Origin of the sequence: Vulcanococcus limneticus LL (assembly GCF_943369875.1) — a bacterium.
Taxonomy (GTDB): Bacteria; Cyanobacteriota; Cyanobacteriia; order PCC-6307; family Cyanobiaceae; genus Vulcanococcus; species Vulcanococcus limneticus_A.
Window position 1 is genome coordinate 454,929 of the sequence record NZ_CALROT020000001.1, and the last position, 24,390, is coordinate 479,318.

Consider the following 24,390-nt stretch of genomic DNA (forward strand, 5'->3'; position numbering starts at 1 on the left):
TGGTGGCCTTCGACACGGATTGGCGTTCTTAAGGGTTTCTTTGGGGATCGGCCGGTGGGGCGGCGGCGCTGCCCAGGTGCCGGCAGCGGCGGCTCAGAGGCTGCGCAGGGCGGCAATCGGATCCAGCCGGGCGGCCCGTCGCGCCGGCAGCACCCCGAAGATCAGGCCGATCGAGCCCGAGAGCCCCACGGTGATCAGCACGCTGTCGGCGCCGATCGAGGCGGGCAGGGGGGTGAAGCGGGCCACCGCCGTGACCGCCGAGAGCCCCAGGGCGCTGCCGATCACCCCGCCCAGGCTGGCCAGCACCAGCGACTCCACCAGGAACTGGGCCAGCACGTCGCTGCTGCGGGCCCCCACGGCCTTGCGCAGGCCGATCTCCTCGGTGCGCTCACTCACCGACACCAACATGATGTTCATGATCCCGATCCCGCCCACCAGCAGGGAGATGGCGCCGATGGCGGCGAGCATCAGGGTCAGGCCACCGGTGATCGTGCCCACGATCGAGAGGGCGTCCTTCTGGGAGCGCACGGCGAAGTCGTCGTCCCGCAGGATGCGGTGGCGCTGGCGCAGCAGGTTCGTGATCTGGAACTTGGCCGCCCCGGTGCTGGCCTCGTCGCGGGCCTCCACGCTGATGAAACTGAGGCTCACCCCGTAGGTGGGATCGCGGCCGCTCAGCTTGCTCACCATCGTGGTGAGCGGGATGTAGGCGATCTCGTCCTGGTTGGAGCCGAACACGGCCCCCTTGGGGCTCAGCACGCCGATCACCTCGAAGCTCTGGTCGCGGATGCGCAGGTTGCGGCCCAGGATCGAGCCCACCGGCTGCAGCTTGCTGGCCAGATCCGGGCCCACCACCGCCACGTTGCGGGCCGAGTCCAGGTCGCGCTGGTTGAAGAAGCGGCCCTGGGCCACCTCGAAGCGCCGCACCGTCAGAAAGTCGGGCGTGATGCCCGACACCGAGCTGCTCTGGCTGCGGGATCCCGCCTGCACCACGGCGTTGATCGTGATCTGGGGCGCCACGCGCCGCACGCTGGGCACCTGCTCGGCGATGGCCTCGGCGTCCTGCAGCACCAGCGTCTTGGGGGAGTCGATGCCCTGGCGGCGGGTGTCGTTGTTGCCCGGCACCACGAACAGCACGTTGGCGCCGAGGGTGTTGAGCTGCCCCTCCGCCAGGTTCTGGGCACCCTTGCCCACGCCCACCAGGGTGATCACCGAGGCGTTGCCGATCACGATGCCGAGCATCGTGAGCAGGCTGCGCAGCCGGTTGGTGCGCAGCGTGTGCAGGGCCATCCCCACGGTTTCACGCAGGGGCAGCTTGGCGGCCATGGAGGTGCGGCTCCGCTCGACGAAGGTGGGCTGGGAGATCCTGGCGGATCCGGATCAGGCCAGCGAGCCGGCGGAGGCCACGGTGTGGTTGCGGGCGCCGCGGTGCACCACGCCCTCACGCAGTTCCAGGGTCACCATCTCGCCGTGGCGCAGCTCGTCGGTGGCGTTGGCCACCCCCACGATCACGGGCACGCCCAGCTTCTGGGCGATGGTGGCGGCGTGGCTGCCGGGACCCTCGGCCTCGGCGATCACCCCCTTGGCCCGACGGATCGCGTCGAGGTAGTCGGCGTCGGTGTCGCGCACCACGAGGATCTCACCGCTCTCCAGGCCCTCGGCCTCAGCCGCCGTGGTGGCCAGCCGCACCCGGCCGCTCACCGAGCCGTTGCCGATGCCCAGGCCCCGGCCCAGCACGGCGCTCACGATGCCCACCTTCACCAGGTCGGTGGAGCCGCTCACCCCGGCCAGGGTGCCGGCGGTCTGCACCACGAGGTCGCCCTCGCTGAGCACCCCCAGCTCCTGGGCCACGCCCATGGCGATGGTGAAGGTGCTGGTGGCGGAGTGCTCCTGATGCACCAGCAGGGTGTTCACGCCCCACACCAGCTGCAGGCGGCGGGCCACATCCACCTCGCTGGTGATCGCCAGGATCGGGGTGGAGGGACGGAACTTGCTCACGTTGCGGGCGGTGGCGCCGCTCTTGGTGAGGGTGAGGATCGCCGAGGCCTCCAGCTGGCGGGCGATGGCGCTCACGGCCTGGCTGATGGCGTTGGGGATGGTGGAGGCCAGGTGGCTCTCCACCGAGCGGCGCGGGTAGTCGCGCTCGATGCGGCGGGCGATCTGGCTCATGGTGGCCACCGCCTCCACGGGGAAGTCGCCCACGGCGCTCTCGTTGGAGAGCATCACGGCGTCGGTGCCGTCGAGGATGGCGTTGGCCACGTCGCTCACCTCGGCCCGGGTGGGACGGGGGCAGCTCACCATCGAATCCAGCATCTGGGTGGCGGTGATCACCGGGATGCCCAGGTTGTTGGCCTTGCGGATCAGTTCCTTCTGGAGGAGCGGCACCTCTTCGGCGGGCATCTCCACGCCCAGATCGCCGCGGGCCACCATCACCCCGTCGCAGAGGGGCAGGATCGCGTCGATCTGATCGATGGCCTCGAACTTCTCGATCTTGGCCACCACCGGCGTGTTGTAGCCGTGGCCGCGGATCAGCTCCTTGATCTCCTGCATGTCGGAGGGGTTGCGCACGAAGCTGAGCGCCACCCAGTCCACGCCCTGCTGCAGGCCGAAGGCCAGGTCGGTGCGGTCCTTGTCGGTGAGGGCCCGGATCGAGAGCTGCACGTCCGGGAAGTTGACCCCCTTGTTGTTGGAGAGCACCCCACCCACCGTCACGGTGCAGTAGAGGGTCTGCTGGGCCTGATCGACCCGGTCAACCACCATCTCCACCCGACCGTCATCCAGCAGGATGCGGCTGCCGGGCAGCACCTCATCGGCCAGCTTGTCGTAGGTGACGGTGGCGATTTCCTGGTTGCACTCCACGTTCCGCGAGGTGAGCGTGAAGGCGTCGCCCTTAGCCAGGGTGATCGGGCCGTCCTTGAAGCGGCCCAGGCGGATCTTGGGGCCCTGCAGGTCCTGCAGGATGCCCACATCGATGCCGAGTTCGCGGCCCACCTGGCGGATGGTGGCGATGCGGGCGGCGTGCTCGCTGTGGTCGCCGTGGGAGAAGTTGAGGCGGAAGGTGGTGGCGCCGGCCTCGATCAGGTCGCGCAGCTTCTCGGGAGATTCCGTGGCAGGGCCGATGGTGGCCACGATCTTGGTGCGACGCGTGAGATCGGGCAGGGCCATTCGGCGGGGCCAAAGTTAGGGGCGACACTACCATCGGGGCCCACCAACCCTGTTGCCCCAATGGATCTCAATGCCTATCAGCAGGGAGCCCGCGAAACCGCCCGCTATCCGGATGTGGGCCGCAATCCCATCTATCCAACCCTGGGGCTCTGCGGCGAGGCCGGTGAAGTGGCCGACAAGGTGAAGAAGGTGCTGCGCGACAGCGGTGGCGTGTTCTCGCCGGAGGTGCGGGAGGCCCTGAAGCTGGAGCTGGGGGATGTGCTCTGGTACGTGGCACAGCTGGCCAGCGAGCTCGACTTCGAGCTGGAGGAGATCGGTGCCGCCAACCTGGCCAAGCTCGCCAGCCGCGCCGCCCGTAACGTGATCGCAGGCAGTGGCGATCAGCGATGACAGGGGCAGCGCCGGCGACAGCGGAGCGGTCGTGGGGGCCGCGTCAGGTCCGGCCCTGGCGCCTAGCGGCACTGCGCTGGTCCGGCGCCCTGGTGTCTGCGGTGCTGCCCCTGGCACTGGCGGTGCTCCTGGCTGGCGGCTCTCTGCTGGCCGTCGCCGCGCCGGCCTGGGCGGCCAACCTGGTGGTGAGTGAGGTGAGCCTGGAGCCCTGCCCCGCCGAGGACGTGGGCTCCCAGCCCCAGCTGCGGCGCCCCAGCGGCGCCAGCTGCTATGCCCTGCGCGGCGTGGTGACCAACCCCGGCAAGAAGCCGGTGGTGGACACCGATGTGTTCGCCCAGATCCTCGATGCCAGCGGCGAACCGGTGCTGCAGAACCGCTCGCGGGTGGGCTCGATCGGCGATGTGCCGCCTGGCCCCTCCGCCTTTGCCCTCCGGCTGGCGGTGCCGGCCGGCACGCCGGGTCCCTTCACCTTCTCCAACGTGAAGGCCCGCGGCTTCAACGCACCGGTGCGCACCCGGGCCGGCGTCGACGACGACCTGCTGCCCCTGGAGCAGGACGTGGCCGGACTGGACTGAGTCCGGCCTGGGCCGCGCCTCAGTAGCCGCTGGCCAGCATGCTCATGCTGGCGGCCCCCAGCAGCTGCTGGCCGAGGCTGAGGGCCAGGAAGGCCACGATCGCCGAGAGGTCCAGGCCGCCGATGGGCGGGATCAGGCCGCGGAAGGCATTCAGGTAGGGATCGGTGATCGAGCTCACGGTGGAGAGCAGCGGGTTGCTCCAGTCCAGGTTGGGGAACCAGCTCAGCAGCACCCGCACCAGCAGGATCAGCGAGTAGATCTCGAGGGTGCGGCCCAGCACGGAAAGGAGCAGGCTCACGGCTTCCATGGGCTGATCGGCGGCGATGGGGGGAATCCCGTGAACTCTATGCAGCGCCGTTCCTAGGCGGCCTGCTCCCAGTCGTCCGCCGTGGCTCCGGGCTCAGATCCGGTGGGGGCGCCTTGGCCGGGATCCGGTTCCGGGGCGGCGCGCAGCGGCTCCGGCCCCGGCGCAGCTGGCCGCCGGGCCGCCAGCAGCTCATCGGTGCTCACGGCGAAGGTGCGGTGGAACTTCTCGCTGAGGCTGAGCCAGAAGGAGCGGCCATCGCTCTGGCGCTTGCGATCGATGAAGTTCTGGGCCAGCAGTTCCTTGATGTGGTCGTAGGCGCCGGAGCCGCGCAGCTCCACCAGCTCCGACTGGAGCACCCGCTTCTTGAGGGCGATCGTGGCCAGGGTGCGCAGGGCGGCGGTCGAGAGGTCCACCGGCAGCAGGTTCTGCACCAGATCCGCCAGGCCGTCGCGCAGCTGCAGGCTGTAGCGCTGGCCCTCCTGGCGGATCTCCAGGGCCGTGTCGCGGTGGGCGTAGTCGGCCATCAGGGTGATCAGCCCCAGCTCGGCGGCATCGCGCTCCACGCCGGCGATCTCCGCCAGTTCGCCCAGGGAGAGGGGACGGCCCTTGAGGTAGAGGATCGCCTCCATCCGGGCCGGCAGCGACAGCCGCTCCAGGCTGGGGGGGATGGGCGCTGGGGAGGCGGGCGCAGGAGTGGCGGCGGCTGCGGGGGCCTCGGCCTGGTCGTCGCTGGGCATGGCCTCGCTCCAGCTCGGGGATGGGGAAACGCTACCCAACGCCTGCCGTGCCGGCCACCAGCGCCGGCAGGGGCTCCGCCAGCTCCCCCAGGAACAGGCGGTAGGCCGGGTTCTCGGTCTCGTTGATGAAGTCGTAGTCGAGGCCGTCGAGGAACGCCTGCCAGGCCTCCAGCTCGGCCGGTGGCACCTGCACCCCCACCACGATCCGGCCCACGTCGGCGCCGTGGTTGCGGTAGTGGAAGATGCTGATGTTCCAGTCCGGATGCAGGCTGGTCACGAAGGCCATCAGCGCCCCGGGCCGCTCCGGGAACACGAAGCTGTAGAGCAGTTCGCGGCCCTTGCCGGCGGCCGCGCCGGCGCCGGCGGGCAGGCGGCCCCCCACCATGTGGCGCAGGTGCAGCTTGGCCAGTTCGTTGTGGCTGAGGTCGAGGCAGGGGAAGCCGGCGTCCTCCAGGGCGGCGATCAGCTCGCGGGTGTCGCTGGGCCCCTGGGTCTGCACCCCCACGAAGATGTGGGCGCGGCGCGGATCCGCCAGGCGGTAGCTGAACTCGGTGAGGCTGCGCTGGCCCAGCAGGCCGCAGAAGCGCCGCAGGCTGCCGGGCTGCTCGGGGATCTCCACCGCCAGCATCGCCTCCCGCTCCTCGCCCAGCTCGGCCCGCTCGGCCACGAAGCGCAGGCGGTCGAAGTTCATGTTGGCCCCGCAGGCCACCGCCACCAGGGTGCGGCCCTTGAGGCCCCGGCGGGCCACATCCGCCTTCATGCCCGCCACGGCCAGGGCGCCCGCCGGCTCGAGGATCGAGCGGGTGTCCTCGAACACGTCCTTGATGGCGGCACAGATCTCATCGGTGTCCACCGTCACCATGGCGTCCACCGTGCGGCGGGCCAGGGCGAAGGTGGTGGCGCCCACCTCGCGCACGGCCACGCCGTCGGCGAACAGGCCCACCTGCTCCAGGCGCACCCGCTCGCCCGCCGCCAGGGAGCGGGTCATGGCGTCGGCGTCCACCGGCTCCACGCCGATGATCTCCACCTGGGGCCAGAGCGCCTTCACGTAGGCGCCGATGCCGGCGATCAGGCCGCCGCCGCCCACGGCGATGTAGATGGCATCGGGCGGCTCCGAGCACTGGCGCAGGATCTCCAGGCCGATGGTGCCCTGGCCGGCGATCACGTCCGGATCGTCGAAGGGGTGGATGAAGGTGAGGCCCCGCTCGGTGGCCAGGCGGGTGGCCTCGGCGCAGGCGGCGTCGTAGTTGTCGCCGTGGAGCACCACCTCGGCGCCGCGGGCGGCCACGGCCCGCACCTTCATCTCCGGCGTGGTGACCGGCATCACGATCACCGCCCGGGTGCCCAGCTTCTGGGCCCCCAGGGCCACCCCCTGGGCGTGGTTGCCGGCGCTGGCGGCGATCACGCCCCGCTCCAGCTCGGCCGGCGTGAGGCCCGCCATCTTGTTGTAGGCACCGCGCAGCTTGAAGCTGAACACCGGCTGCAGGTCCTCCCGCTTGAGCAGCACGGTGTTGCCCAGGCGGCGCGAGAGGTTGGGGGCCGGGTCCAGGGGCGACTCGATCGCCACGTCGTAGACCCGCGCCCGCAGGATGCGCCGCAGCATCTCGGCCCCGGGATCCGCTTCGGCCCCGCTGGCCGTGCCGGTGGGTTCGCCGGCGCCCTGGGGGCTGGCCTGGCCCAGCGCCCGGTGCTCCTCGCCGCTCCCCATCCCGATCTCCCCTGCCGACGCACCGATGGGACCAGTGTGCCAAGCGCCTGAGAGGCAGGGCGCCGGCCGCCGGCTCCTGGGGCGCAGCACGTAGATTGATCTTCAATGAAGGCGTGGGGCATGCATCTCAGCGAGCTGAATCATCCGAATCAGCTGCATGGCCTGAGCACGGCCGAGCTCGAGGGCATCGCCCGGCAGATCCGCGAGCGCCACCTGGAGGTGGTGAGCACCAGCGGCGGCCACCTGGGCCCAGGCCTGGGCGTGGTGGAGCTCACCCTGGCCCTGTACCAGACCCTCGACCTCGACCGGGATCGGGTCGTGTGGGACGTGGGCCACCAGGCCTATCCCCACAAGCTGGTGACCGGCCGCTTCAACAGCTTCGACAGCCTGCGTCAGCAGGGCGGCGTCGCCGGCTACCTCAAGCGCTGCGAGAGCCGCTTCGACCACTTCGGCGCCGGCCACGCCTCCACCTCGATCTCGGCGGCCCTGGGCATGGCCCTGGCCCGGGACCAGCGCGGTGAGCACTTCAAGTGCGTGGCGGTGATCGGCGATGGCGCCCTCACCGGCGGCATGGCCCTGGAGGCCATCAACCACGCCGGCCACCTGCCCAAGACCAACCTGCTGGTGGTGCTGAACGACAACGACATGTCGATCAGCCCGCCGGTGGGGGCCCTCTCGACCCACCTGAACCGCATGCGGCACAGCAAGCCGCTGCAGTTCCTGCAGGACAACGCCGAGGAGGCGATCAAGCACCTCCCCTTCCTGCACGGCGAGCTGCCGAGCGAGCTCAAGACCCTCAAGGAGAGCATGAAGCGCCTGGCGGTGCCCAAGCTGGGCGCCGTGTTCGAGGAGCTGGGCTTCACCTACATCGGTCCGGTCGATGGCCACAACATCGCCGAGATGGTGCGCACCTTCGAGCAGGCCCACAGCACGCCGGGTCCGGTGCTGGTGCATGTGGCCACCACCAAGGGCAAGGGCTACGCCTTCGCCGAGGAAGACCAGGTGGGCTACCACGCCCAGAGCGCCTTCGACCTGGCCACCGGCAAGGCCTACCCCTCCAGCAAGCCCAAGCCCCCCAGCTATTCCAAGGTCTTCGGCCAGACCCTGGTGACCATCTGCGAGCAGGACCCGCGGGTGGTGGGCATCACCGCCGCCATGGCCACCGGAACCGGCCTGGACCTGCTGGAGAAGGCCCGCCCTCAGCAGTATTTCGATGTGGGCATCGCCGAGCAGCACGCTGTGACCATGGCGGCCGGCATGGCCTGCGAGGGCCTGCGGCCCGTGGTGGCGATCTACAGCACCTTCCTGCAGCGCGCCTTCGACCAGCTGATCCACGACGTGGGCATCCAGAACCTGCCCGTGACCTTCGTGATGGACCGGGCCGGCATCGTGGGGGCCGACGGCCCCACCCACCAGGGCCAGTACGACATCAGCTACTTCCGCGCCATCCCCAACTTCACGGTGATGGCCCCCAAGGATGAGGCGGAACTGCAGCGGATGCTGGTGACCTCCATCCACCACAGCGGTCCCTGCGCCCTGCGCATCCCCCGCGGTGAGGGCGAGGGCGTGCCCTTGATGGAGGAGGGCTGGGAGCCCCTGGAGATCGGTCGGGGCGAGCTGCTCACCGACGGCGACGACCTGCTGATCGTGGCCTACGGGGCCATGGTGGGTCCGGCCATGGCCACCGCCGGCCTGCTGCAGGAGCAGGGCGTGCGGGCCGCCGTGATCAATGCCCGCTTCCTGCGGCCCCTGGATGAGGAGCTGATCGGTCCGATGGCCAAGCGCATCGGCCGGGTGGTGACCATGGAGGAGGGTGCCCTTGCCGGTGGCTTCGGCGCCGCCGTGGTGGAGGCCCTCAACGACCACGACGTGCTCGTGCCCGTGTTCCGCATCGGCATCCCCGATGTGCTGGTGGACCACGCCAGCCCGGACCAGAGCAAGCAGGCCCTCGGCTTGACGCCGCCCCAGATGGCGGATCGGATCCTGCAGCGCTTCGGCTCGGCCCTCCAGCGCCACCCCGTCGGCGTCTGAGACCACCCGACCGTCCGCTCGCCCCGGCCCTGTTCCCCGAGCGCTGCGATGTGCTGATCGCCGGCTGCGGCCCCGCCGGGGCCGAGCTGGCGCGGCTGCTGGCCCGCCGCGGCGTTCACGTGCTGGTGGTGGAGGCCCTGCCGGACCTGGACCGGGCGGCCTTCAGCAGTGCGGCGCTGCCCCTGGCTGCCCTGGAGCGCCTGGACATCCCCGCTGCGGTGGTGGCCCACCGCTGGAGCGGCTGGCGGCTGCTGGGGCCGGGCCCGGCCGATCGCCACTGGCGGGCCAGCGATGGCCGTCCCCTGGGGGCCGTGCTCGACTTCGCGGCCCTGCGCCGCTGGCTAGCTGGCCAGGCCCAGGGCTTCGGGGCCCAGATCGCCCTGGGCTGGCGCGCCCTGACGGTGCAGCAGCCGGCTGCCACCGGGCTGATCCGGACCCGGCTGCGGGGGCCTGGGGGCGAGGAGCACTGGCTCACGAGCCGCTGGGTGGTGGATGCCACGGGTCAGCAGCGGGGGCTGCTGGGGGATCCGCCGGCCGATGGCGCCGATCCGTTGGTGAGCGGCCTCGGGGCTGAATGGCTGCTGGAGCTGCCGCTGGAGCGCTGGCGGCCGTGGAGTGATCAGCTCACCTTCCTGCTGGGCAGCGACTGGATGCCCCAGGGCTATGGCTGGGTGTTCCCGATGCAGCCCGGCCAGCTCAAGCTGGGGGTCTGCCGCCTCAATGCCGAGGGAGTCGGCCCTGGTGCCGCGCCGGCGGGTCGGCGCCAGGCGCCCCTGGGGCCCTGGCTGGAGGCGACCCTGGCGCGCACGGGCCTGGCGGGGGCGCGGGTGCTGGACCGCCACGGCGGCCTGATCCGCAGCACGGTGCGGCGTCGGGAGCCCCACCAGCGGGGGCGGCTGATCGGCCTGGGCGACGCGGTGAGCACCGCCAACCTGCTGGGGGGCGAGGGCATCCGCCACGCCATGGCCAGCGCCCGGGTGCTGGCGCCGCTGCTGCTGGAGGCCCTGGAGGACGAGCCGGAGCAGCTGGCGGCCTACCCACGCCGGCTGCGGCGGGAGCTGGGCTGGCGCTGGAGCCTCAGCGGCCGGCTGGCGCGCCGCACCTGGCTCGGCCTGGAGGGGCCCCGGGCCGATCGCCGCCTGGAGGGCCTGCTGGCGGGGCTGGCCCAGCAGCACAGCGCCGAGGATCTCTCCGCCCTGCTGTTTGACTACCGCTTCGAGCGCTACGGCCTGCGCGCCCTGCCCTATCTGCTGGGCTGGCGTCGCTGAGGGCCGTCATCCCACGGGCCGTCATCGCAAGGGCCGCCATCCCAAGGGACTGCAGCCAGAAGGCCGGCAACACGCCCCCATCAAAAAAAGGCGGGGGTTGTGGACCCCCGCCCTGCGCTGTGTGAGCTGTCGCTGCGGCTCAGAGCACGCCGCGGGAGGCCAGGCCCAGGATGGTGCCGATCCCGAGGATGTGGCCCAGGCTGGTGGTGGCCAGCAGGGAGGCGTGGCTCAGACCGCCGAAGAAGGCGTCGTTGGGCAGCTTGGCGCCCACGTTGGGCTGTTGGATCGTGGCCTTGCCGATGGCGATGGCGATCACGTTGGAGATGATCATCACCAGGCCCACCTTCGGGGACCAGGAGACCGCAGCGGGGGCGATAGCCAGCAGGGTGGGGAGCATGGGATTCAAGGCGACGCCCCATCTTCCGGGCAGTGTTCGCCGGCTACCCCGCCCGCTTAAGACTTGTTCATCGCCTCCCGGCGCAGGGCCGCCACCACGCCCTGCTGCTTCAGGCGGCTGATGGCGTGATCGATGCGGGCCTGGGTGGCCGGATCCAGCTGCGGCGAGAACACAAACGCCTGGGATTCGCTCTGCTGGTTGCGCAGCACCAGTTCCAGCTGGCGGTTGCCGGAGCGGCGCAGCAGAAACTCCAGCTGGGGGTCGTCGGCCAGCACGGCATCGGCGCGGTCGTCGGTCAGCAGCTGCAGCGCCTCCTGCACCCGCGGCAACGGCACGATCGTGATCGGCTCGGCCGTGCCACCGGCATTGATCCGCTCCAGGCTGGCGCTGCTCACGCTGCCCGGACGGGCCGCCACGCGCTGGCCCGCCAGGTCCTGCAGGCTGCGCAGCGGACGGGCGCCGCTGGCCCGCGGCTCCTGCACCACGTTGATCGTGATGTAGCTCACCAGCAGCGAGGCGGTGACGATGCGGATCAGGTAGCTCACGATCACCAGCCCGTGGCCGCGGGTGGTGGTGGCGATGGTGTTGGTGCCGGGGCCGGTGGCCAGGATCTGGAACACCTTGGCGAAGCCGCGCCGGTGGTCCTGGCCATCCCGCAGCCGCTGCGGTCCCTCCACCACCCAGAGCACGCCGCTCACCAGGCCGATCGCCACCAGATAGCCGCCGAGCAGCCGCAGCAGATCCGGCGCCAGCAGCGAGCGCAGCACGGCCTGGCCCAGCTCCAGCCGGTCGCGCTTCACCAGCACCGCCAGCCCCATCTCCTGGAAGGGCAGGCTGAAGCGGTAACGGCCGATCCGTTCCGGCGTCACGTTCAGGCAGCCCACGCCCACATCCAGCTCGCCGGCGGCGGTGGCCGCCAGCAGGCTGCTGGCGCTGGCCCGGGCCTCGAACACGAAGGGCAGGCCCTCCTCGATGGCCAGGCGGTTCCAGAGTTCCACCGCGCTGCCGCTCCAGCGGTTGCCCGTGTGGTCGGAGCAGGGGGCGGAGCCGCTCAGTACGCCCACCCGCAGCACAGGCGGCTCGGCGGCGGTGGCAATGGTGGCGGCGGTGGCGGCGGAACCGCCCAGTAGCCCGGCCAGCAGCAGCCCCGCCAGCGCCAGGGCGCCCCGGACCTTGCCCCTGCGCCGGGGGTGGTGCCGGTTCATCGCCCCGGCTTGCCGCCAAGGCTGAAGCCGGCGAGCACCAGCAGGTTGCTCAGGGTGAGCAGCGACTCGGCGGCGCCGTGCAGGTGATCCACATCGGCCAGCTGGCGGCCGTAGTTCACCTGGGCCAGCACCGCCGCCACGATCGTGGCCGCCACGAACACCAGGGTCATGGCGAAGCCCCAGAGCGCCAGCGGCGGGAAGCGGCGGCTGCGCCAGCCCCACCAGAGGAAGGCCAGGTAGGGCACCAGGGAGAGCACGAACAGGGGGGCCGGATCGAAGCCGGCCAGCCCGTCGAGGAAGGTGCCGACGCTCATGCGGAGGGCGTGTCGCTGGCGGACGGCACGGCGGTGGCGGGTGCGGTGCCCTGGCGGGGGCTGCGGCTCTGGCGCCAGATCACGTAGGCCACCGCCGCCAGGGCGATGTTGCCGAGCAGCGTGGTGCCGGCCTGGAGCACCACCAGCCCCCGCAGCCCGTCGGGGTTGTCGAACAGGTGCCAGGTGCAGGCGCACATGGCGCTCACCAGGGCCGGCACCATCGCCAGGGCCAGCCAGCTCCAGATGGGCTCACCGCGGCGCTGGCCCCAGCGCTGCACCAGCAGCATCGCCAGGGCCCACTCGAGCACCGAGGTGATGTGGATCCACCACGTGGGCAGGGAGAGGGCGTGCATCGGCTCAGACCGTTCGGCGCAGACCGTGCGGCAGGGCCAGAACCCCAACGCGAAGGCCCTCAATGTAGGCAGCACGCGTCTGGGGGCGGGCGCCCACCTGCGCGGCAGGCTACCCGTAGGCAGCGGCCCATGCCGCCCCTACAACGATGGGGTCCGGGGAGTCCCGCCATGACCGGCGTCGCCCAGCTGATCCACGCCGCCTTCAGCTTCCAGCCGGGGGATTTCCAGCGGCTGGAGGCCGTGGCGCCGGGCACCGCCATGGCGATCTGGGTGGCGGTGCTGGCGGGCCTGTCCCAGGGGGTGGGCGAGGCCTTCGTGCTGTTCGTGAACCGGGTGCGGCCCCAGCGCTTCGTTCTCAGCCTGCTGGTGGAGGCGCTGCTGTTTGGCTGCGGTTTCCTGGTGTGGGCGCTCAGCACCTGGCTGGCGGCGCGGCTGCTGTTCGGCGTGGCCGTGCCCCTGGCGGCGGTGGTGCGGGCCCTGGGCCTGGCCCACACCCCCCAGCTGCTGGCCTTCCTCGGTGCCCTGCCCTACCTCGGGGTGCCCTGGCTCACCCTGCTCTCCCTCTGGACCGCCGTGCTGTTCGTGCTCGGCCTGGTGACCGCCACCGGCCTCTCGGCCTGGGGCGCCTTCTGGTGCCTGGTGAGCGGCTGGCTGGCGATGCATGCCCTGCAGCGCAGCGCCGGCCAGCCGGTGATGGCCCTGGGCCGGCGCCTGCAGGACTGGGCCGCCGGCGTGACGATCGTCAGCGATGGCGAGCGGCTGCAGGAGCTGCTGCGGGCCGGCCCGCGCGGTCGCCGCTAGCGGCGCGCCCTTCCCCCCGACCCCCCCCCTCACGCCGCTGCCGCTGTGCGCCGTCCGTCCCTCTCCCCGCGCCAACGCCTCTGGCTGCTGCTGGCCCTGGTGGGGCTGGTGCTGGTGCCGGGCACCGGGGCGCTGCTGCACCTGGCCTACGCGGGCCTGCGCCGCTCCTTCGGGCTGGCCCTGGATCTGGGGCTGATCGCCCTGGTGCTGGTGCTGATCGCCCTCTTCTTCGCTCCGCTGGAGGCCCTGGGCTGGTGGGCCGGCTGGGAGGGCGATCAGCCCCTCGACACCGGCACTCCGCCCGGGGCGTTGGCGGCACCGGTGACGCGCGATCGGCCCATCAGCCGCTTCGTGGTGTACCTCGACGGCATCGGCCAGGCCTCGGGCGATGCCCTGCCGGAGGGGGAGGACTTCCTGCGGCGGCTGGCGGCGCGCCTGCCGGATGACGTCGCCATCCTGCGGGGGCTGATGCCCTATTCGGTGCGCAACGTGCCGCTCACCGAGGGCAGCTGGCTGGCGGGCTTCTGGCGCTGGGTGGATCGCCTGCGGCTGCGGGATCCCCGGGCCCTGCTGGGCGCCCTGATCAACCTGCGCAACGTCACCGTGGTGGCGGTGTCGGCCGACCAGCGCTACGGGCCGATCTACAACCAGGGCATGGCCCAGGTGATCGCCGACAGCCTGCTGGCCCACGGCTATCCCCTGGGGAGCTGCACGCCCGTGACCCTGCTGGGCTTCAGCGGCGGTGGCCAGATCGCCCTGGGGGCCCTGCCGCACCTGCGCCGCAGCCTGCAGGCGCCGATCGAGGTGATCTCCCTGGGCGGGGTGTTCGCGGGCAACACCCACATCCTCGAGGCCGAGCACCTGTATCACCTGCTGGGGGATCGGGATCCCGTGGCGCGGCTGGGGCCGGTGCTGTTCCCGCGGCGCTGGCGCTGGCAGGTGCTCAGCTACTGGAACCGGGCCCGGCGGCGGGGCCAGGTGACGATCCGCTCCCTGGGGCCGGTGGGCCATGCCCTGCCGGGCGGCCTGATGGATGCCGCCTTGCTGCTGCCCGATGGCCGCAGCGCCATGGACCAGACCGTGGATCAGGTGGCGGCGATCCTCACGGACCGGGATCCCGCCCAGGCCGCGCCGCGGCGGGCCACTAGCAACGTCGACCGCTTTCGGGCCAACGGCTGGCACCGCCTCGACGTGGGCCGCGACACGGCTCCCCCACCGGCGCCCTGCTTCCGCCCCCTGGCGGGCTGGATCGGCCGTCTGCGGCTGCCGGCCCCGGAGCAGCGCGACGGCGGCCGGGTGGGCTTTGAGGTGTTCGCAGCCCCCGAGCCCTGGCGGCAGCTGGTGGGTCGCACCTGCCAGCTGGAGTGGCTGGACCCACGCCTGGGGGCGGTGGTGCGGGATCTCAACCTCAGCCCGGAGGCCCGCTGGAGCGCCGGCCAGGGGCTGGTGCACCCGCTGAGGCTCGACCACTGGCGCCAGGTCTCACCCCTGGAATCCCTGGCCGGCAGCCGACCCGAGGACGACGTGCTGGTGCGACTGCCCGAGCCAGTGCAGGTGCTGGAGGACGGCCGCCTGTTGCGGATCGAGGCCGAGCCGGTGCAGACCACGGGCCTGGCTCTGGCCCTGGTGCAGTTCCGCCAGCCCCTGGGCGGCGACCTCTGGAGCGCCGCCAGCTACGAGCCGCAGCGCGGTGCCTTCCGCACCGAGCCCGACCTGCGGCTGCGCCTGCCCGCCCCGATCGCCAACGGCGAGGGAATCCTGCCGGCCACGGCCGAGGGCATCGAGGGAGCGGCGCTGAATGCCGAGGGCTGGCTGGTGAGCGGCGTGCCCGATGGGGCCGGGGCGTTCGTGGTGCAGTCGCTGATTCCGCGCCGGCTGCGGCGCCTGCTCCCGGACCGGATCGTGACGGGCCGGCCGGCGACCCGGCAGCTGCTCAAGCGGGAGATCTGGGCTGCCCTGGAGCCGGGCACGGCCTTCAGCGCCCTGGTGTCGCTGCAGCCCCTGGCGGCGGCCGCAGCGGCCGGCCCAGCAGCAGCCCCAGCGCTCGACCCAGCAACGGCACCGTCGCCCTCCACCCTGCCGCCGGGCTGGCAGCTCGGCGACCGGCTGCTGGTGGTGCACGTGTTCGGCGGCATCGGCGGCGAGCAGCGGGAGCAGGCGCTGCAGCACGGCCTCTGCGCCGGCCACTTCGCCTACGGCATCGCCGAGGTGGTGGCGGAGCCCCTGGCCGGCGAGCCCGTGATCCAGCTGGCCTACCGCCAGGTGTACACCCACAACCCCGACGGCCTGATCGCCGGTCGCCACGACGACTGGCGCTACCTGGGTGATCGCCAGTGGGGCTGGCTCGGCACCCGTCCCGTGGCCGACATCCTGCTGCGCTATCCGCCCTTCACGGGCTCCTACCGGATCGGCGACCACAGCCGCTCCCCCCTCGATGGCCTCGACCATCAGCTCACGGCGATGATGGCTCGCTACCGGGTGGGCGATGGCACCGGCGCCACCTTCGTGGGTCCGGCCAACAACTGTGCCCAGGATTCCAACCAGGCCCTGTTCGCCGCCATCCGCGCCCTGCAGCAGGAGGTGGCCCACCAGGATCCGGCGGCCCTGCGGGCCTGGGAGCAGGCCGATCCGGAGCAGGCCGAGCGCCTGCGGGCGCTGCTGCGGCTGGAGCGGCGGCTGCGCCACCAGCTGCTGCCCTTCGCCGGACTGCGGCCCGACTGGCAGCGCAACGCCGCGGTGCTGGGCAGCAGCCTCGAGGATCGCCCCCTCGACAACCTGCTGCGGGGCCTGGGCAGCTGGCGCCTGCTGCTGCCGCGGCTGGCCAGCGAGACGGTGGTGTGGGCCTTCCTCGAGGCCGGCGCCAGCGCCTTGATCCTGCGCAGCAACCAGTGCGGCGGCGCGCATCCGCAGATCGAACCGGTGGCGCCGATCACCCTGCCGCTCTGAGCCGCGATCGGCCCCCGTCGCGATCAGGGGACGCCAGCGCCCACCAGAGTGCCCGCAGCATGGTCCGCTTGATCGTTGTGCCGAAGCCGATGCGCAGGCCCTGGTTCCTGGCCCTTCTGCTGGCCCTCAGCTGCCTGCTGCTGCCGGCGGCCTGGGCCGGCGCGCCGGCGTCGGCGCCCGAAGCCCAGGCGGACCCCACCGAACGCCTCGCCGGCAGTTACGACGTGGCCCCGGTGCGGATCCTGGGGATTCCGGCCATCAGCGTGGCCTCGCCGGTGGTGGGCCCCGGGCAGGACAGTCCCGATGCCCGCCAGCGGGCCACGGTGATCGAGGGCAACCTGAGCCTGCTGTACAGGCCCCAGACCCTCTGCAGCGGCGGCGAGACCGTGGCCGAGAGCCTGCTGGAGACCCTGGTGCTGGGGGGGCCGGATCGGCTCTGCACGGGTGATCCCTGGAACGTGCTCGGCACGCCCGAGGACCTCACGGTGGTCGTCGCCCAGGCGGCCCAGGGGCCGCCGGTGCTGGAGGCGCACCTCAAGGGGCGAACGGAAGCGCTGCCGCTGCTCACCGTGACGGCCGCCGATGCGCAGCTGCACGGTCAGACCCCGACGGCCCTGGCCGCCCGCTGGCGCCAGCTGCTGCAGCGGCGGCTGCGCCACGCCCGGCTCACCATGCAGCCCGAGCAGCTGGCGATGCGCTTCCGGGCCGTGGTGGCGGTGGAGCTGTTCCTGGCCGTGACGGTGGGCCTCAGTTTCTGGGGCTGGTCGCAGCTGCGGGCCCGGCTGCGGGCCCGGCAGCGCAGCGCCCAGACGGCCGCCGACCTGCAGGGGCTGCGGCCGCAGCTGCTGATGGTGCTGGGCCGGCTGCTGTTCCTGGCGGTGCTGGTGCAGCTGGTGACCATGCTGGCCCTGGGGGTGACGGCCGTGCCCGGCCAGATCCCGCTGGGGATGGCCCTGTTGATGCAGCCCGTCGCCGTGCTGGCCAAGCTGCTGCTGCTGGGCCTGGTGGCCTTCCTGCTGCGGCTGCTGGCGGCCTTCGTGCTGCGCCAGTGGGTGAGCAGCCTGCGGGTGCCGATCGAAGAGCGGGCCCGGCGCGACCAGCGCTACCGCAACCTGGTGCAGGCCAGCCAGCGGCTGATTGATCTCGCCTGCATCGCCGTGCTGGTGATCCTGGTGCTGGCCGACATTCCCGGCATCAGCGAGCTCTCCTTCAACGCCGTGCTGGCCGGTGGTGCCCTGCTGGGCGGCCTGGCCATCGCCTTCCAGGGCCTGCTGCGGGATTTCGTGGCGGGTCTGGTGGTGCTCATCGACGACCACTACGCCGTGGGCGACTGGGTGGAGATCGATGGTCTGGAGGGCGATGTGGTGGATGTGGGCCTGCTGGTGACCGTGCTGCGGGCCGCGGACCAGCGGGTGGTGGTGGTGCAGAACAGCAGCTGCCAGCGCCTGGTGAACCACACCAAGATCCGCTCCGGCATCGATGTGGTGCTGCCCCTGGCGGTCACCAACGCCGATCTCCCTGCTGCCCTGGCGGTGATTGGCGCGGAACTGGAGCTGTTCGCCAGCGACCCGCTCTGGAGCCTCGAGCAGATGGCCCCACCGCTGCTGCGGGGGGTCAACGGCGTGGGGCCCCTCGGCATTCAGGTGAGCGTGATGCTCACCACCCGCACCGGCCGCCAGTGGGCCTGCCAGCGGGAGCTGCTGGCCCGGCTGATCACGCGGCTGCAGCGGGAGGGCATCGCCCTGGCCGGAGCCCCGGCGGCGGTGCCGTTGCCCACCTGAGTCGTCATCCCGGCCCGCTGGCCTTTGGGTTGTGGCCGGGGATCAGCGCTAGGACGGAGGAACACGATCCGCGCCGCCCGCGCTGGCGCCTGGGGCCCATGCTCAGCCAACGTTCCCCGCTGCCCCACGGCCCAGGGCAAGCTGGCCCGTTCTGGACGGGCCGGAGAGCTGGAGCAGCCCGGCTCCTCGGTGGGCTCCTCCCAGCGGTGCTGGCCCTCCCAGCCCTGGCCGGCCCCGAGGGCCTGGCCAGATCCCCCGCCCTGGCCGGCCCCGAGGGCCTGGCCGGATCCCTCGCCCTGGCGGGGAGTCCGCCTGCCACGGCCACGCCCCAGGCCCAACCGGCCCCGATCGTGCGGCGCACCGTGCCGCCGCTGGCCAGCCCCGATCGGCGTCTGGAGGCGGCCCTGCGCCGGGCCCTGTTTCCGGTGCGGGTGGACGATGGCCAGGGCCACGGACCCGATCCGGGCTCGCCCGAATGGCGGCAGGCCCAGGGCCGCCTGATCGAGCGGGCCTGCCTGGCGGCCCGTCTGCCCGGGCAGGAGACCCGCTACGCCTACAACCGCGTCGACCTCAACGGCGATGGCCGCCTGGAGGTCGTGGCGACGCTGCTGGGCCCGCTGGACTGCGGCACCGGCGGCTGTCCGCTGCTGATCTTCCGCGAACGCCAGGGGGATCTGGAGCTGGTGAGCCGGATGACCCTGTTCCGGGATCCGCTGATCGTGGGCGAGGGTCGCCACCACGGCTGGAGCGACCTGATCAGCCGCGTGCGGCTGGATGCGGCCCACGGCTTCTACGCCCTGCTGCCCTTCGATGGCCGCCGCTATCCCAGCAACCCCAGCGTTCCGCCCGCCCGGCCGCTGACCCGTCCGGTGCGCGGCACCGCCTACCTGCCCTGGGTGGAGGATCCGGCCACACGTCACCCCCTGCCCTGCGCCGCTCCGCAGCAGCCGTAGGCTCGCCCGGTGCGGCAGCGACGCTTTGGCAGGGGTTGGGGACCTCCGGGATGATGGGCCTCGACCCGTACTGCTCTGCGGCTACTACGGCGAGCACAACCTGGGCGATGACGCCCTGCTCACGGCCCTGCTGCGCCAGCTGCCGCCCCAGCTCACGCCCCTGGTGACTGCCCACGACCAGGCGGAGGTGCGCGAGCGCTTCGGCGTGGCCACGGTGGATCGCCGCAGCCCCCGGGCCGTGCTGGCGGCCCTGGCCGGCTGCGGGGCCCTGGTGTTCGGCGGCGGCAGTTTGCTGCAGGACTCCACCAGCTTCCGCAGCCTCCTCTATTACGCGGCCCTGATCGCCTCGGCCCGCCTGCGTGGCAAGCCGGTGCTGCTGTGGGGCCAGGGGCTGGGTCCCCTGAAGCGCCGCCGCAGCCGTGCCCTCGTTCGGGCCCTGCTGCCTTTGGCCCAGGGCATCACCTGGCGGGATCCCGAGTCGGCCCAGCTGGCCCAGCGGCTGGGGCGGCGGGCGCCGGTGGGGAGCGATCCGGTCTGGTCGCTGGAGCCGCAGCCGTGGCGGGGGGCCGGCGGGCCGATCGTGGTCTGCTGGCGGCCCACGCCCCTGCTCAGCGGCGCGGCCTGGCGGCCCTACCTGCAGGCCCTGGAGCTGCTGGCGGTGCGGCAGCAGCGGGAGGTGATCTGGCTGCCGTTCCATCGCGAGCAGGACACCGGCCTCTACGCCCGCCTGCTGGCGGAGCGCCTGGTGGGTGAGGCGCTGGCCCGCCACAGCCGCCAGGTGGAGGCCCACGAGCCCAGCGAGGCCATGGCTGTGTTCCAGGCCGCCGGCCTGGTGGTGGCCATGCGCCTGCACGCCCTGATCCTGGCGGCCCTGGCGGGGGCGCCGGTGGCGGCCCTGAGCTACGACCCCAAGGTGCGCGCCGCCGCCGCGGCAATCGAGGCCCCCTGGCGCGACCTGGCCGATCCCCCGCCCAGTGCCGAGGAGCTGGCGGCCAGCTGGACCGCCAGCCTCGATCGGCCCCTCGCGCCCAGCGCCATGGCCGCCCAGCGGGCCGCCACGGCGGTGCACCGCGATCTGCTCACCCGTCTCACAGCCTGACCATGCGTGCCATCGGCTACCAGCAGTCGCGGTCCGTGGAGGATCCCCTCTGCCTGCTCGCCATCGAGCTGCCCGACCCCGTGCCGGGACCCCGCGATCTGCTGGTGCGGGTGGAGGCGCTTGCGGTGAACCCGGTCGACACCAAGGTGAGGCGCCGCGACACGCCCGCGCCAGGGGAGTGGAAGGTGCTGGGCTGGGATGGGGCCGGCACGGTGGAGGCCGTGGGCCCGGCGGTGCAGGGGTTCCAGGTGGGCGACCGCGTCTGGTACGCGGGGGCCCTGGACCGGCCGGGCTGCAACGCCGAGCTGCAGCTGGTGGATGAGCGGTTGGTGGCGCGGCGGCCGGAATCGCTGTCGGCCGCCGAGGCGGCGGCCCTGCCGCTCACGGCGATCACGGCCTGGGAACTGCTGTTCGATCGGCTGCGTCTCATTCAGGGGCCCGAGGCGCACCAGGGTGAGGCCCTGCTGGTGGTGGGGGCCGCCGGCGGCGTGGGCTCGATCCTGGTGCAGCTGGCCCGGCGCCTCACCGGCCTCACCCTGGTGGGCACGGCCTCGCGGCCGGAGGGTCAGGCCTGGCTGCGGCAGCTCGGCTGCCAGCACGTGATCGACCATCACCAGCCCCTGGCCCCCCAGCTCGAGGCCCTGGGCCTGCCCGCGGTGCAGCGGGTGATCAGCCTCACCCACACCGACCAGCACTTTCCCCAGCTGGTGGAGGTGCTGGCCCCCCAGGGCGCCCTGGCCCTGATCGACGACCCGGCCCCCGAGGCCCTCAACGTGCTGGCGTTGAAGAAGAAGAGCCTGTCGCTGCACTGGGAGCTGATGTTCACCCGCTCCCTGTTCCACACCCCGGACATGGCCGAGCAGGGTGCCCTGCTGGCGCGGGTGGCCGCCCTGGTGGACGCCGGCCAGATCCGCAGCACCGCCCGCCTGCAGCTCGGGCTGATCAGTGCCGACAACCTGCGCCGTGCCCACGCCCTGATGGAGAGCCACACCAGCGTGGGCAAGGTGGTGCTGGCCGGCTGGGACTGAGCCAGGCCGCCGGATGGCGGCTCCAGGTGCCCTCACGCCGTCGCCATCGGTCCGGGGATCGTGGGATGCCCCTGTTCTGCCGCCGTGCACGGTGCTATCAGGTGGGGAACCTGGGCCCCCCATGACCCTCTCCACCCAGAGCCTGGTGCTGCCGGTGCGGCAGTACTACGTGCAGACCGACAGTCAGCTGCCGGGCCAGGCCCTGCGCATGTGCTTCTCCTCCACCTGCGCCATGGCGGTGAAATACCTGCGGCCCCAGGCGCTGCGCGGTCCCAACGCCGACGACACCTACCTGCGCACCGTGCAGCGCTACGGCGACACCACCTCCCCCGAGGCGCAGATCGCCGCCTGCGCCGACTACGGCGTGACCGGCAGCTTCCGCACCGATGGCACCCAGGACCAGCTGCTGGAGGACCTGGACCAGGGCTTTCCGGCGGCGACCGGCTTCCTGCACCACGGCCCCTCCTCGGCGCCGCGGGGCGGCGGCCACTGGATCCTGGCGGTGGGCTACAGGCCTGGTTTCGGCGTGTTCAACGATCCCTACGGCGAACTCGACAACCCCAACGGCGGCTACGTGCAGGTGGGCAGCGGCGGCCGGGCCGTGGCCTACAGCTGGCGCCACTGGCTGCCGCGCTGGCAGGTGGAGGGTCCGGCGAGCGGCTGGTGGATGCGCTTCCGCCCGGCGCCGTCCGTGGCGCCCCCCGTTCAGCCCAGCGACGCCCGGCTCGCCTGAAGCCGCTCCAGCTCGCTGAGCACCTCCTGGCTGTGGCCCGTGGGCCGCACCGCCACCCAGCGGGCCCGCAGCACGCCGTCGGGGTCGATCAGGAAGGTGTGGCGCTGGGAGAAGGGGGCGATCCAGGAGCCGTAGCGCTGGCTCACCGCGCCAGCGGGATCCGAGAGCAGGGGGAAGGCGAGGTCCTCACTGCCGCAGAAGGAGGCGTGGGAGTCCGGGTCGTCGGCGCTGATGCCCACCACGGCGGCACCGCGGCTCCGGAAGCTCTCCAGATCCTTCTGGAAACCGCGGGCTTCGAGGGTGCAGCCGCCGGTGAAATCGCGCGGATAGAAATAGAGCACCAGCCACTGGCCGGCGAAATCGCCCAGGGCGAGGCGGGCCTCACGCACGCCACCGCTCTGGGGCACGACCCCGTCGAGGTCGAAGGCCGGGGCCGGCTGGTCGAGATCGGGAAGGACCCCACCAAGGGCAAGGGCCTGCGGCGCGTACGCCAGCAGGCCCAGGGATGCCAGGGTGAGGCCGCCGAGGAATTGGCGGCGCTGCATGGGGAAGGTCTGAGAGGCTTTGGGGCTGAACAGCCGCCGGGCTCAGATCTTGGCCAGGTTGATGCCCAGCTCCTTGGCATAGGCACCCAGACCCTTCTTCTGGATGGTCTTGAGGGCGCGGGTGGAGACGCGCAGCTTGATGAAGCGGTTGCCCTCGGCCCACCACAGACGGCGCTCCTGCAGGTTCACCTGCTGCAGCTTCTTGGTGCGCACGTGGGAGTGGCTGACGGCCATGCCGTTGTTGGCGCGCTTGCCGGTGAGTTGGCAGACCCGGGACATGACCGATTTCCGAAACGATGACAGGGCTTGACACCCGTCGGCCATGGTACCAAACGGACCCACGCAACCAGGCACGACCACTCGTGGTGATCCTAGGCAGACACTGCCGTTTGGCCGGAACGGCCCGTCGGGTCCATCGCCGCGCCCCTGGGCAGGTCCAGCAGCACGTCGGCACCGCCGAGGCTGGCGCTGCGGCCCAGATGCACCTGGCCCTGATGGTTGGTCACGGCCGTCTCCACCACAAACAGTCCGATGCCCAGGCCATCGGGTTTGGTGGTGCGCAGCAGCTCGTAGGGCGTCGAACGGCTGTAGTCCGCTGGAAAGCCGGGGCCACTGTCGCTGATGCGGAGCTGCACGCGTGGGCCGTGATCCATCAGCTCGATCTGAATCTGGCGGCTCGACGGTGCTTGTGCCGCCATCGCCTGGATGGCGTTGCGGATCAGGTTGACGACGGCAATCTGCAACTGAGCGCCATCGGCCGTGATCAGGCAGGGCTTCTCCGTGCCGATGCAGTGGCAGCGGATCTGATGGGCCAGCAGGTCGTTCTTGAGGAAGACAAGGGCACTGTCGATGTTGAGGCAGAAGTCGATCAGGGTGTGATTGGATTCCACATTGCGAAGGAGCATTCGCACGCGCTCCATGCTCTGGGACACCCGCTCGCCTTCATCCTTCAGGCTGAGCAGCTGGGTGCGCAACTGTGCCGGGATGGAACTGGGTGGCGCCGTCCGCAGGCCGTCGTCGGCCAATCGGCAGTTGAGCAGAATTGAGCTGAGCGGTTGCTGGATTTCGTGAACCAACGCAGCCGCCGTCAGGCTGGTGCGTAGCTTTGTTTCCAGTTCATCGCGTTGGTGCTTGAGTAACTCCTTTTCGCGCACCAGTGCAGCAGCAAGCTCCGATTCAATCTGTTTGCGCTGCGTGATATCAATGATATTGAGATAGAACTGGCTGGAATCTTGGTGGTTGGCAGTGCTGGGCCTGCCGGAAAGCATCACTGAAATCACGGATCCATCCCTTCGGGCCAATCGCGATTCAATCTCGAATCCATCGGGTTTCGAGCCAAGCAGGCGCTCGAAGTTTTCGGCATGGGGCGGCTCATCAACGGGACGGATGATCTGCTGCCAGGGCCTGCCAAGGATGTCCTCGTCTGTGTAACCCAGAATCTTGGCGCAGCGCTCGTTCATGGCCAGGAAGCGCCTGTCTTTGCAGAGGATGGCCGTGCCAACAAGCTGCTGGTTGAAGATGTTGCGGTAGCGGCTTTCGCTGGCCATCAGATCGTGCCTAGCCTTCTCCAGCAGTTGCATCTGCTTGGTCAGCAGTCTTGTTTTCAGGCGCTCGGCATGGCCATAGATCATGACGAGGCACCGGCTCGTTGCCAGGAAGACAAGCAGTTCAATCAGGATGAAGAGCGTGGAGGCCAGCCAATCGCCCTGAGGAGTTGAGAGTGGCAGGTTCTGTTCGGTGCTGACATGGGCTGCGCTGTGAACCAAGGATCGGATCAGGATGAAGCCAAGCTGGGCAGCAAGAATGCCCTTCATGGTTTGCAGCGCCCTGAAATTGCGAGCAGGTCTGATCAGAACGGCTTCCAGCAGGGCCCAGATCGAGAGGGTCAGCAGCAGCAGCAGCAGATCATGCTGTTGAGGATAAACATTGGTGAGGACCAGAAACTCGAAAAGAGTGCTGAACAAAAAGATCAGTGCCGAAAGCAGGCCAATGCTCTGCAAGTTGACACTCAAATCCGAACTGTCTGTCGGTGCTGTTGGAAAGTAACGGCGTGGCAG

23 protein-coding genes are annotated in these 24,390 nt (G+C 71.4%); 11 read left to right on the plus strand and 12 right to left on the minus strand.

Annotated features, from left to right (window positions below; all coding sequences use genetic code 11):
* Positions 1-93: 93 nt before the first annotated feature.
* Entirely contained in the window at positions 94-1,323 is a 1,230-nt protein-coding gene (locus ACLV7J_RS02225; protein WP_411867482.1) for an ABC transporter permease, read from the minus strand.
* A gap of 54 nt (positions 1,324-1,377) precedes the next feature.
* On the minus strand, positions 1,378-3,162 hold the full coding sequence (pyk, locus tag ACLV7J_RS02230; RefSeq protein ID WP_411867483.1) for a pyruvate kinase: 1,785 nt from the start codon (positions 3,160-3,162) through the stop codon (positions 1,378-1,380).
* 60 nt (positions 3,163-3,222) lie between these two features.
* Here pyk and ACLV7J_RS02235 point away from each other — a divergent pair, with 60 nt between their 5' ends.
* Both ACLV7J_RS02235 and ACLV7J_RS02240 read left to right on the plus strand, forming a co-directional pair.
* Positions 3,223-3,552 (plus strand): nucleoside triphosphate pyrophosphohydrolase family protein, encoded by a 330-nt coding sequence (locus ACLV7J_RS02235; RefSeq protein WP_411867484.1) that lies wholly within the window; start codon positions 3,223-3,225, stop codon positions 3,550-3,552.
* 104 nt (positions 3,553-3,656) lie between these two features.
* Positions 3,657-4,127: a hypothetical protein gene (locus tag ACLV7J_RS02240; protein WP_411867585.1), complete on the plus strand. Its 471-nt coding sequence runs from the start codon at positions 3,657-3,659 to the stop codon at positions 4,125-4,127.
* A gap of 19 nt (positions 4,128-4,146) precedes the next feature.
* Here the strand turns inward: ACLV7J_RS02240 and ACLV7J_RS02245 are convergent, their stop codons facing one another.
* Genes ACLV7J_RS02245 through ilvA form a run of 3 tightly spaced genes read right to left on the minus strand, consistent with a single transcriptional unit; the run spans position 4,147 to position 6,774 of the window.
* On the minus strand, positions 4,147-4,434 hold the full coding sequence (locus ACLV7J_RS02245; RefSeq protein ID WP_411867485.1) for a YggT family protein: 288 nt from the start codon (positions 4,432-4,434) through the stop codon (positions 4,147-4,149).
* Between the two features lie 53 nt (positions 4,435-4,487).
* A complete protein-coding gene (scpB, locus tag ACLV7J_RS02250; protein WP_411867486.1) occupies positions 4,488-5,171 on the minus strand; it encodes an SMC-Scp complex subunit ScpB in 684 nt (227 codons plus the stop codon).
* A 31-nt stretch (positions 5,172-5,202) separates the two neighbouring features.
* Positions 5,203-6,774 carry a threonine ammonia-lyase, biosynthetic gene (gene ilvA, locus ACLV7J_RS02255; RefSeq protein ID WP_411867586.1) on the minus strand — a complete coding sequence of 524 codons (1,572 nt, stop codon included), beginning with the start codon at positions 6,772-6,774 and terminating at the stop codon, positions 5,203-5,205.
* A gap of 225 nt (positions 6,775-6,999) precedes the next feature.
* Here ilvA and dxs point away from each other — a divergent pair, with 225 nt between their 5' ends.
* Positions 7,000-8,910 (plus strand): 1-deoxy-D-xylulose-5-phosphate synthase, encoded by a 1,911-nt coding sequence (gene dxs / locus ACLV7J_RS02260; RefSeq protein ID WP_411867487.1) that lies wholly within the window; start codon positions 7,000-7,002, stop codon positions 8,908-8,910.
* A 50-nt stretch (positions 8,911-8,960) separates the two neighbouring features.
* Positions 8,961-10,178, plus strand: coding sequence for an FAD-dependent monooxygenase (locus ACLV7J_RS02265; RefSeq protein WP_411867488.1), 1,218 nt, complete (start codon positions 8,961-8,963; stop codon positions 10,176-10,178).
* Between the two features lie 139 nt (positions 10,179-10,317).
* On the opposite strand, the gene psaK is transcribed toward ACLV7J_RS02265, so the two are convergent.
* From psaK to ACLV7J_RS02285, 4 genes are read right to left on the minus strand one after another with little or no spacing between them, the layout of a single operon-like run.
* Positions 10,318-10,575 (minus strand): photosystem I reaction center subunit PsaK, encoded by a 258-nt coding sequence (gene psaK, locus ACLV7J_RS02270; protein WP_411867489.1) that lies wholly within the window; start codon positions 10,573-10,575, stop codon positions 10,318-10,320.
* A gap of 56 nt (positions 10,576-10,631) precedes the next feature.
* Positions 10,632-11,780, minus strand: coding sequence for a substrate-binding periplasmic protein (locus ACLV7J_RS02275; protein WP_411867490.1), 1,149 nt, complete (start codon positions 11,778-11,780; stop codon positions 10,632-10,634).
* Positions 11,777-12,094, minus strand: coding sequence for a DUF3593 domain-containing protein (locus ACLV7J_RS02280; protein ID WP_411867491.1), 318 nt, complete (start codon positions 12,092-12,094; stop codon positions 11,777-11,779). The genes ACLV7J_RS02275 and ACLV7J_RS02280 overlap by 4 nt, the downstream gene beginning before the upstream one ends.
* Positions 12,091-12,447, minus strand: coding sequence for a DUF2499 domain-containing protein (locus ACLV7J_RS02285; RefSeq protein WP_411867492.1), 357 nt, complete (start codon positions 12,445-12,447; stop codon positions 12,091-12,093). Before ACLV7J_RS02285 ends, ACLV7J_RS02280 begins: the two co-directional genes overlap by 4 nt.
* A 168-nt stretch (positions 12,448-12,615) precedes the next feature.
* On the opposite strand from ACLV7J_RS02285, the gene ACLV7J_RS02290 reads away from it, so the two are divergent.
* From ACLV7J_RS02290 to ACLV7J_RS02320, 7 genes are all read left to right on the plus strand, one after another.
* Positions 12,616-13,248 carry a hypothetical protein gene (locus ACLV7J_RS02290; protein WP_411867493.1) on the plus strand — a complete coding sequence of 211 codons (633 nt, stop codon included), beginning with the start codon at positions 12,616-12,618 and terminating at the stop codon, positions 13,246-13,248.
* A 45-nt stretch (positions 13,249-13,293) separates the two neighbouring features.
* A complete protein-coding gene (locus tag ACLV7J_RS02295) occupies positions 13,294-16,194 on the plus strand; it encodes a hypothetical protein (RefSeq protein ID WP_411867494.1) in 2,901 nt (966 codons plus the stop codon).
* 89 nt (positions 16,195-16,283) lie between these two features.
* On the plus strand, positions 16,284-17,975 hold the full coding sequence (locus ACLV7J_RS02300) for a mechanosensitive ion channel family protein (protein ID WP_411867495.1): 1,692 nt from the start codon (positions 16,284-16,286) through the stop codon (positions 17,973-17,975).
* Between the two features lie 206 nt (positions 17,976-18,181).
* Positions 18,182-18,928: a hypothetical protein gene (locus ACLV7J_RS02305; protein WP_411867496.1), complete on the plus strand. Its 747-nt coding sequence runs from the start codon at positions 18,182-18,184 to the stop codon at positions 18,926-18,928.
* Between the two features lie 25 nt (positions 18,929-18,953).
* On the plus strand, positions 18,954-20,027 hold the full coding sequence (csaB, locus tag ACLV7J_RS02310) for a polysaccharide pyruvyl transferase CsaB (protein ID WP_411867497.1): 1,074 nt from the start codon (positions 18,954-18,956) through the stop codon (positions 20,025-20,027).
* 2 nt (positions 20,028-20,029) lie between these two features.
* Positions 20,030-21,055, plus strand: coding sequence for a zinc-binding alcohol dehydrogenase family protein (locus ACLV7J_RS02315; RefSeq protein WP_411867498.1), 1,026 nt, complete (start codon positions 20,030-20,032; stop codon positions 21,053-21,055).
* Between the two features lie 121 nt (positions 21,056-21,176).
* Entirely contained in the window at positions 21,177-21,788 is a 612-nt protein-coding gene (locus tag ACLV7J_RS02320) for a hypothetical protein (protein WP_411867499.1), read from the plus strand.
* Here ACLV7J_RS02320 and ACLV7J_RS02325 read toward each other — a convergent pair.
* From ACLV7J_RS02325 to ACLV7J_RS02335, 3 genes are all read right to left on the minus strand, one after another.
* On the minus strand, positions 21,761-22,333 hold the full coding sequence (locus tag ACLV7J_RS02325; protein WP_411867500.1) for a peroxiredoxin: 573 nt from the start codon (positions 22,331-22,333) through the stop codon (positions 21,761-21,763). The two genes, ACLV7J_RS02320 and ACLV7J_RS02325, sit on opposite strands and share 28 nt — an antisense overlap.
* A gap of 42 nt (positions 22,334-22,375) precedes the next feature.
* Positions 22,376-22,612, minus strand: coding sequence for a 50S ribosomal protein L28 (gene rpmB / locus ACLV7J_RS02330; RefSeq protein WP_094590744.1), 237 nt, complete (start codon positions 22,610-22,612; stop codon positions 22,376-22,378).
* 92 nt (positions 22,613-22,704) lie between these two features.
* Entirely contained in the window at positions 22,705-24,333 is a 1,629-nt protein-coding gene (locus tag ACLV7J_RS02335) for a PAS domain S-box protein (protein WP_411867501.1), read from the minus strand.
* Between the last annotated feature and the right edge of the window lie 57 nt (positions 24,334-24,390).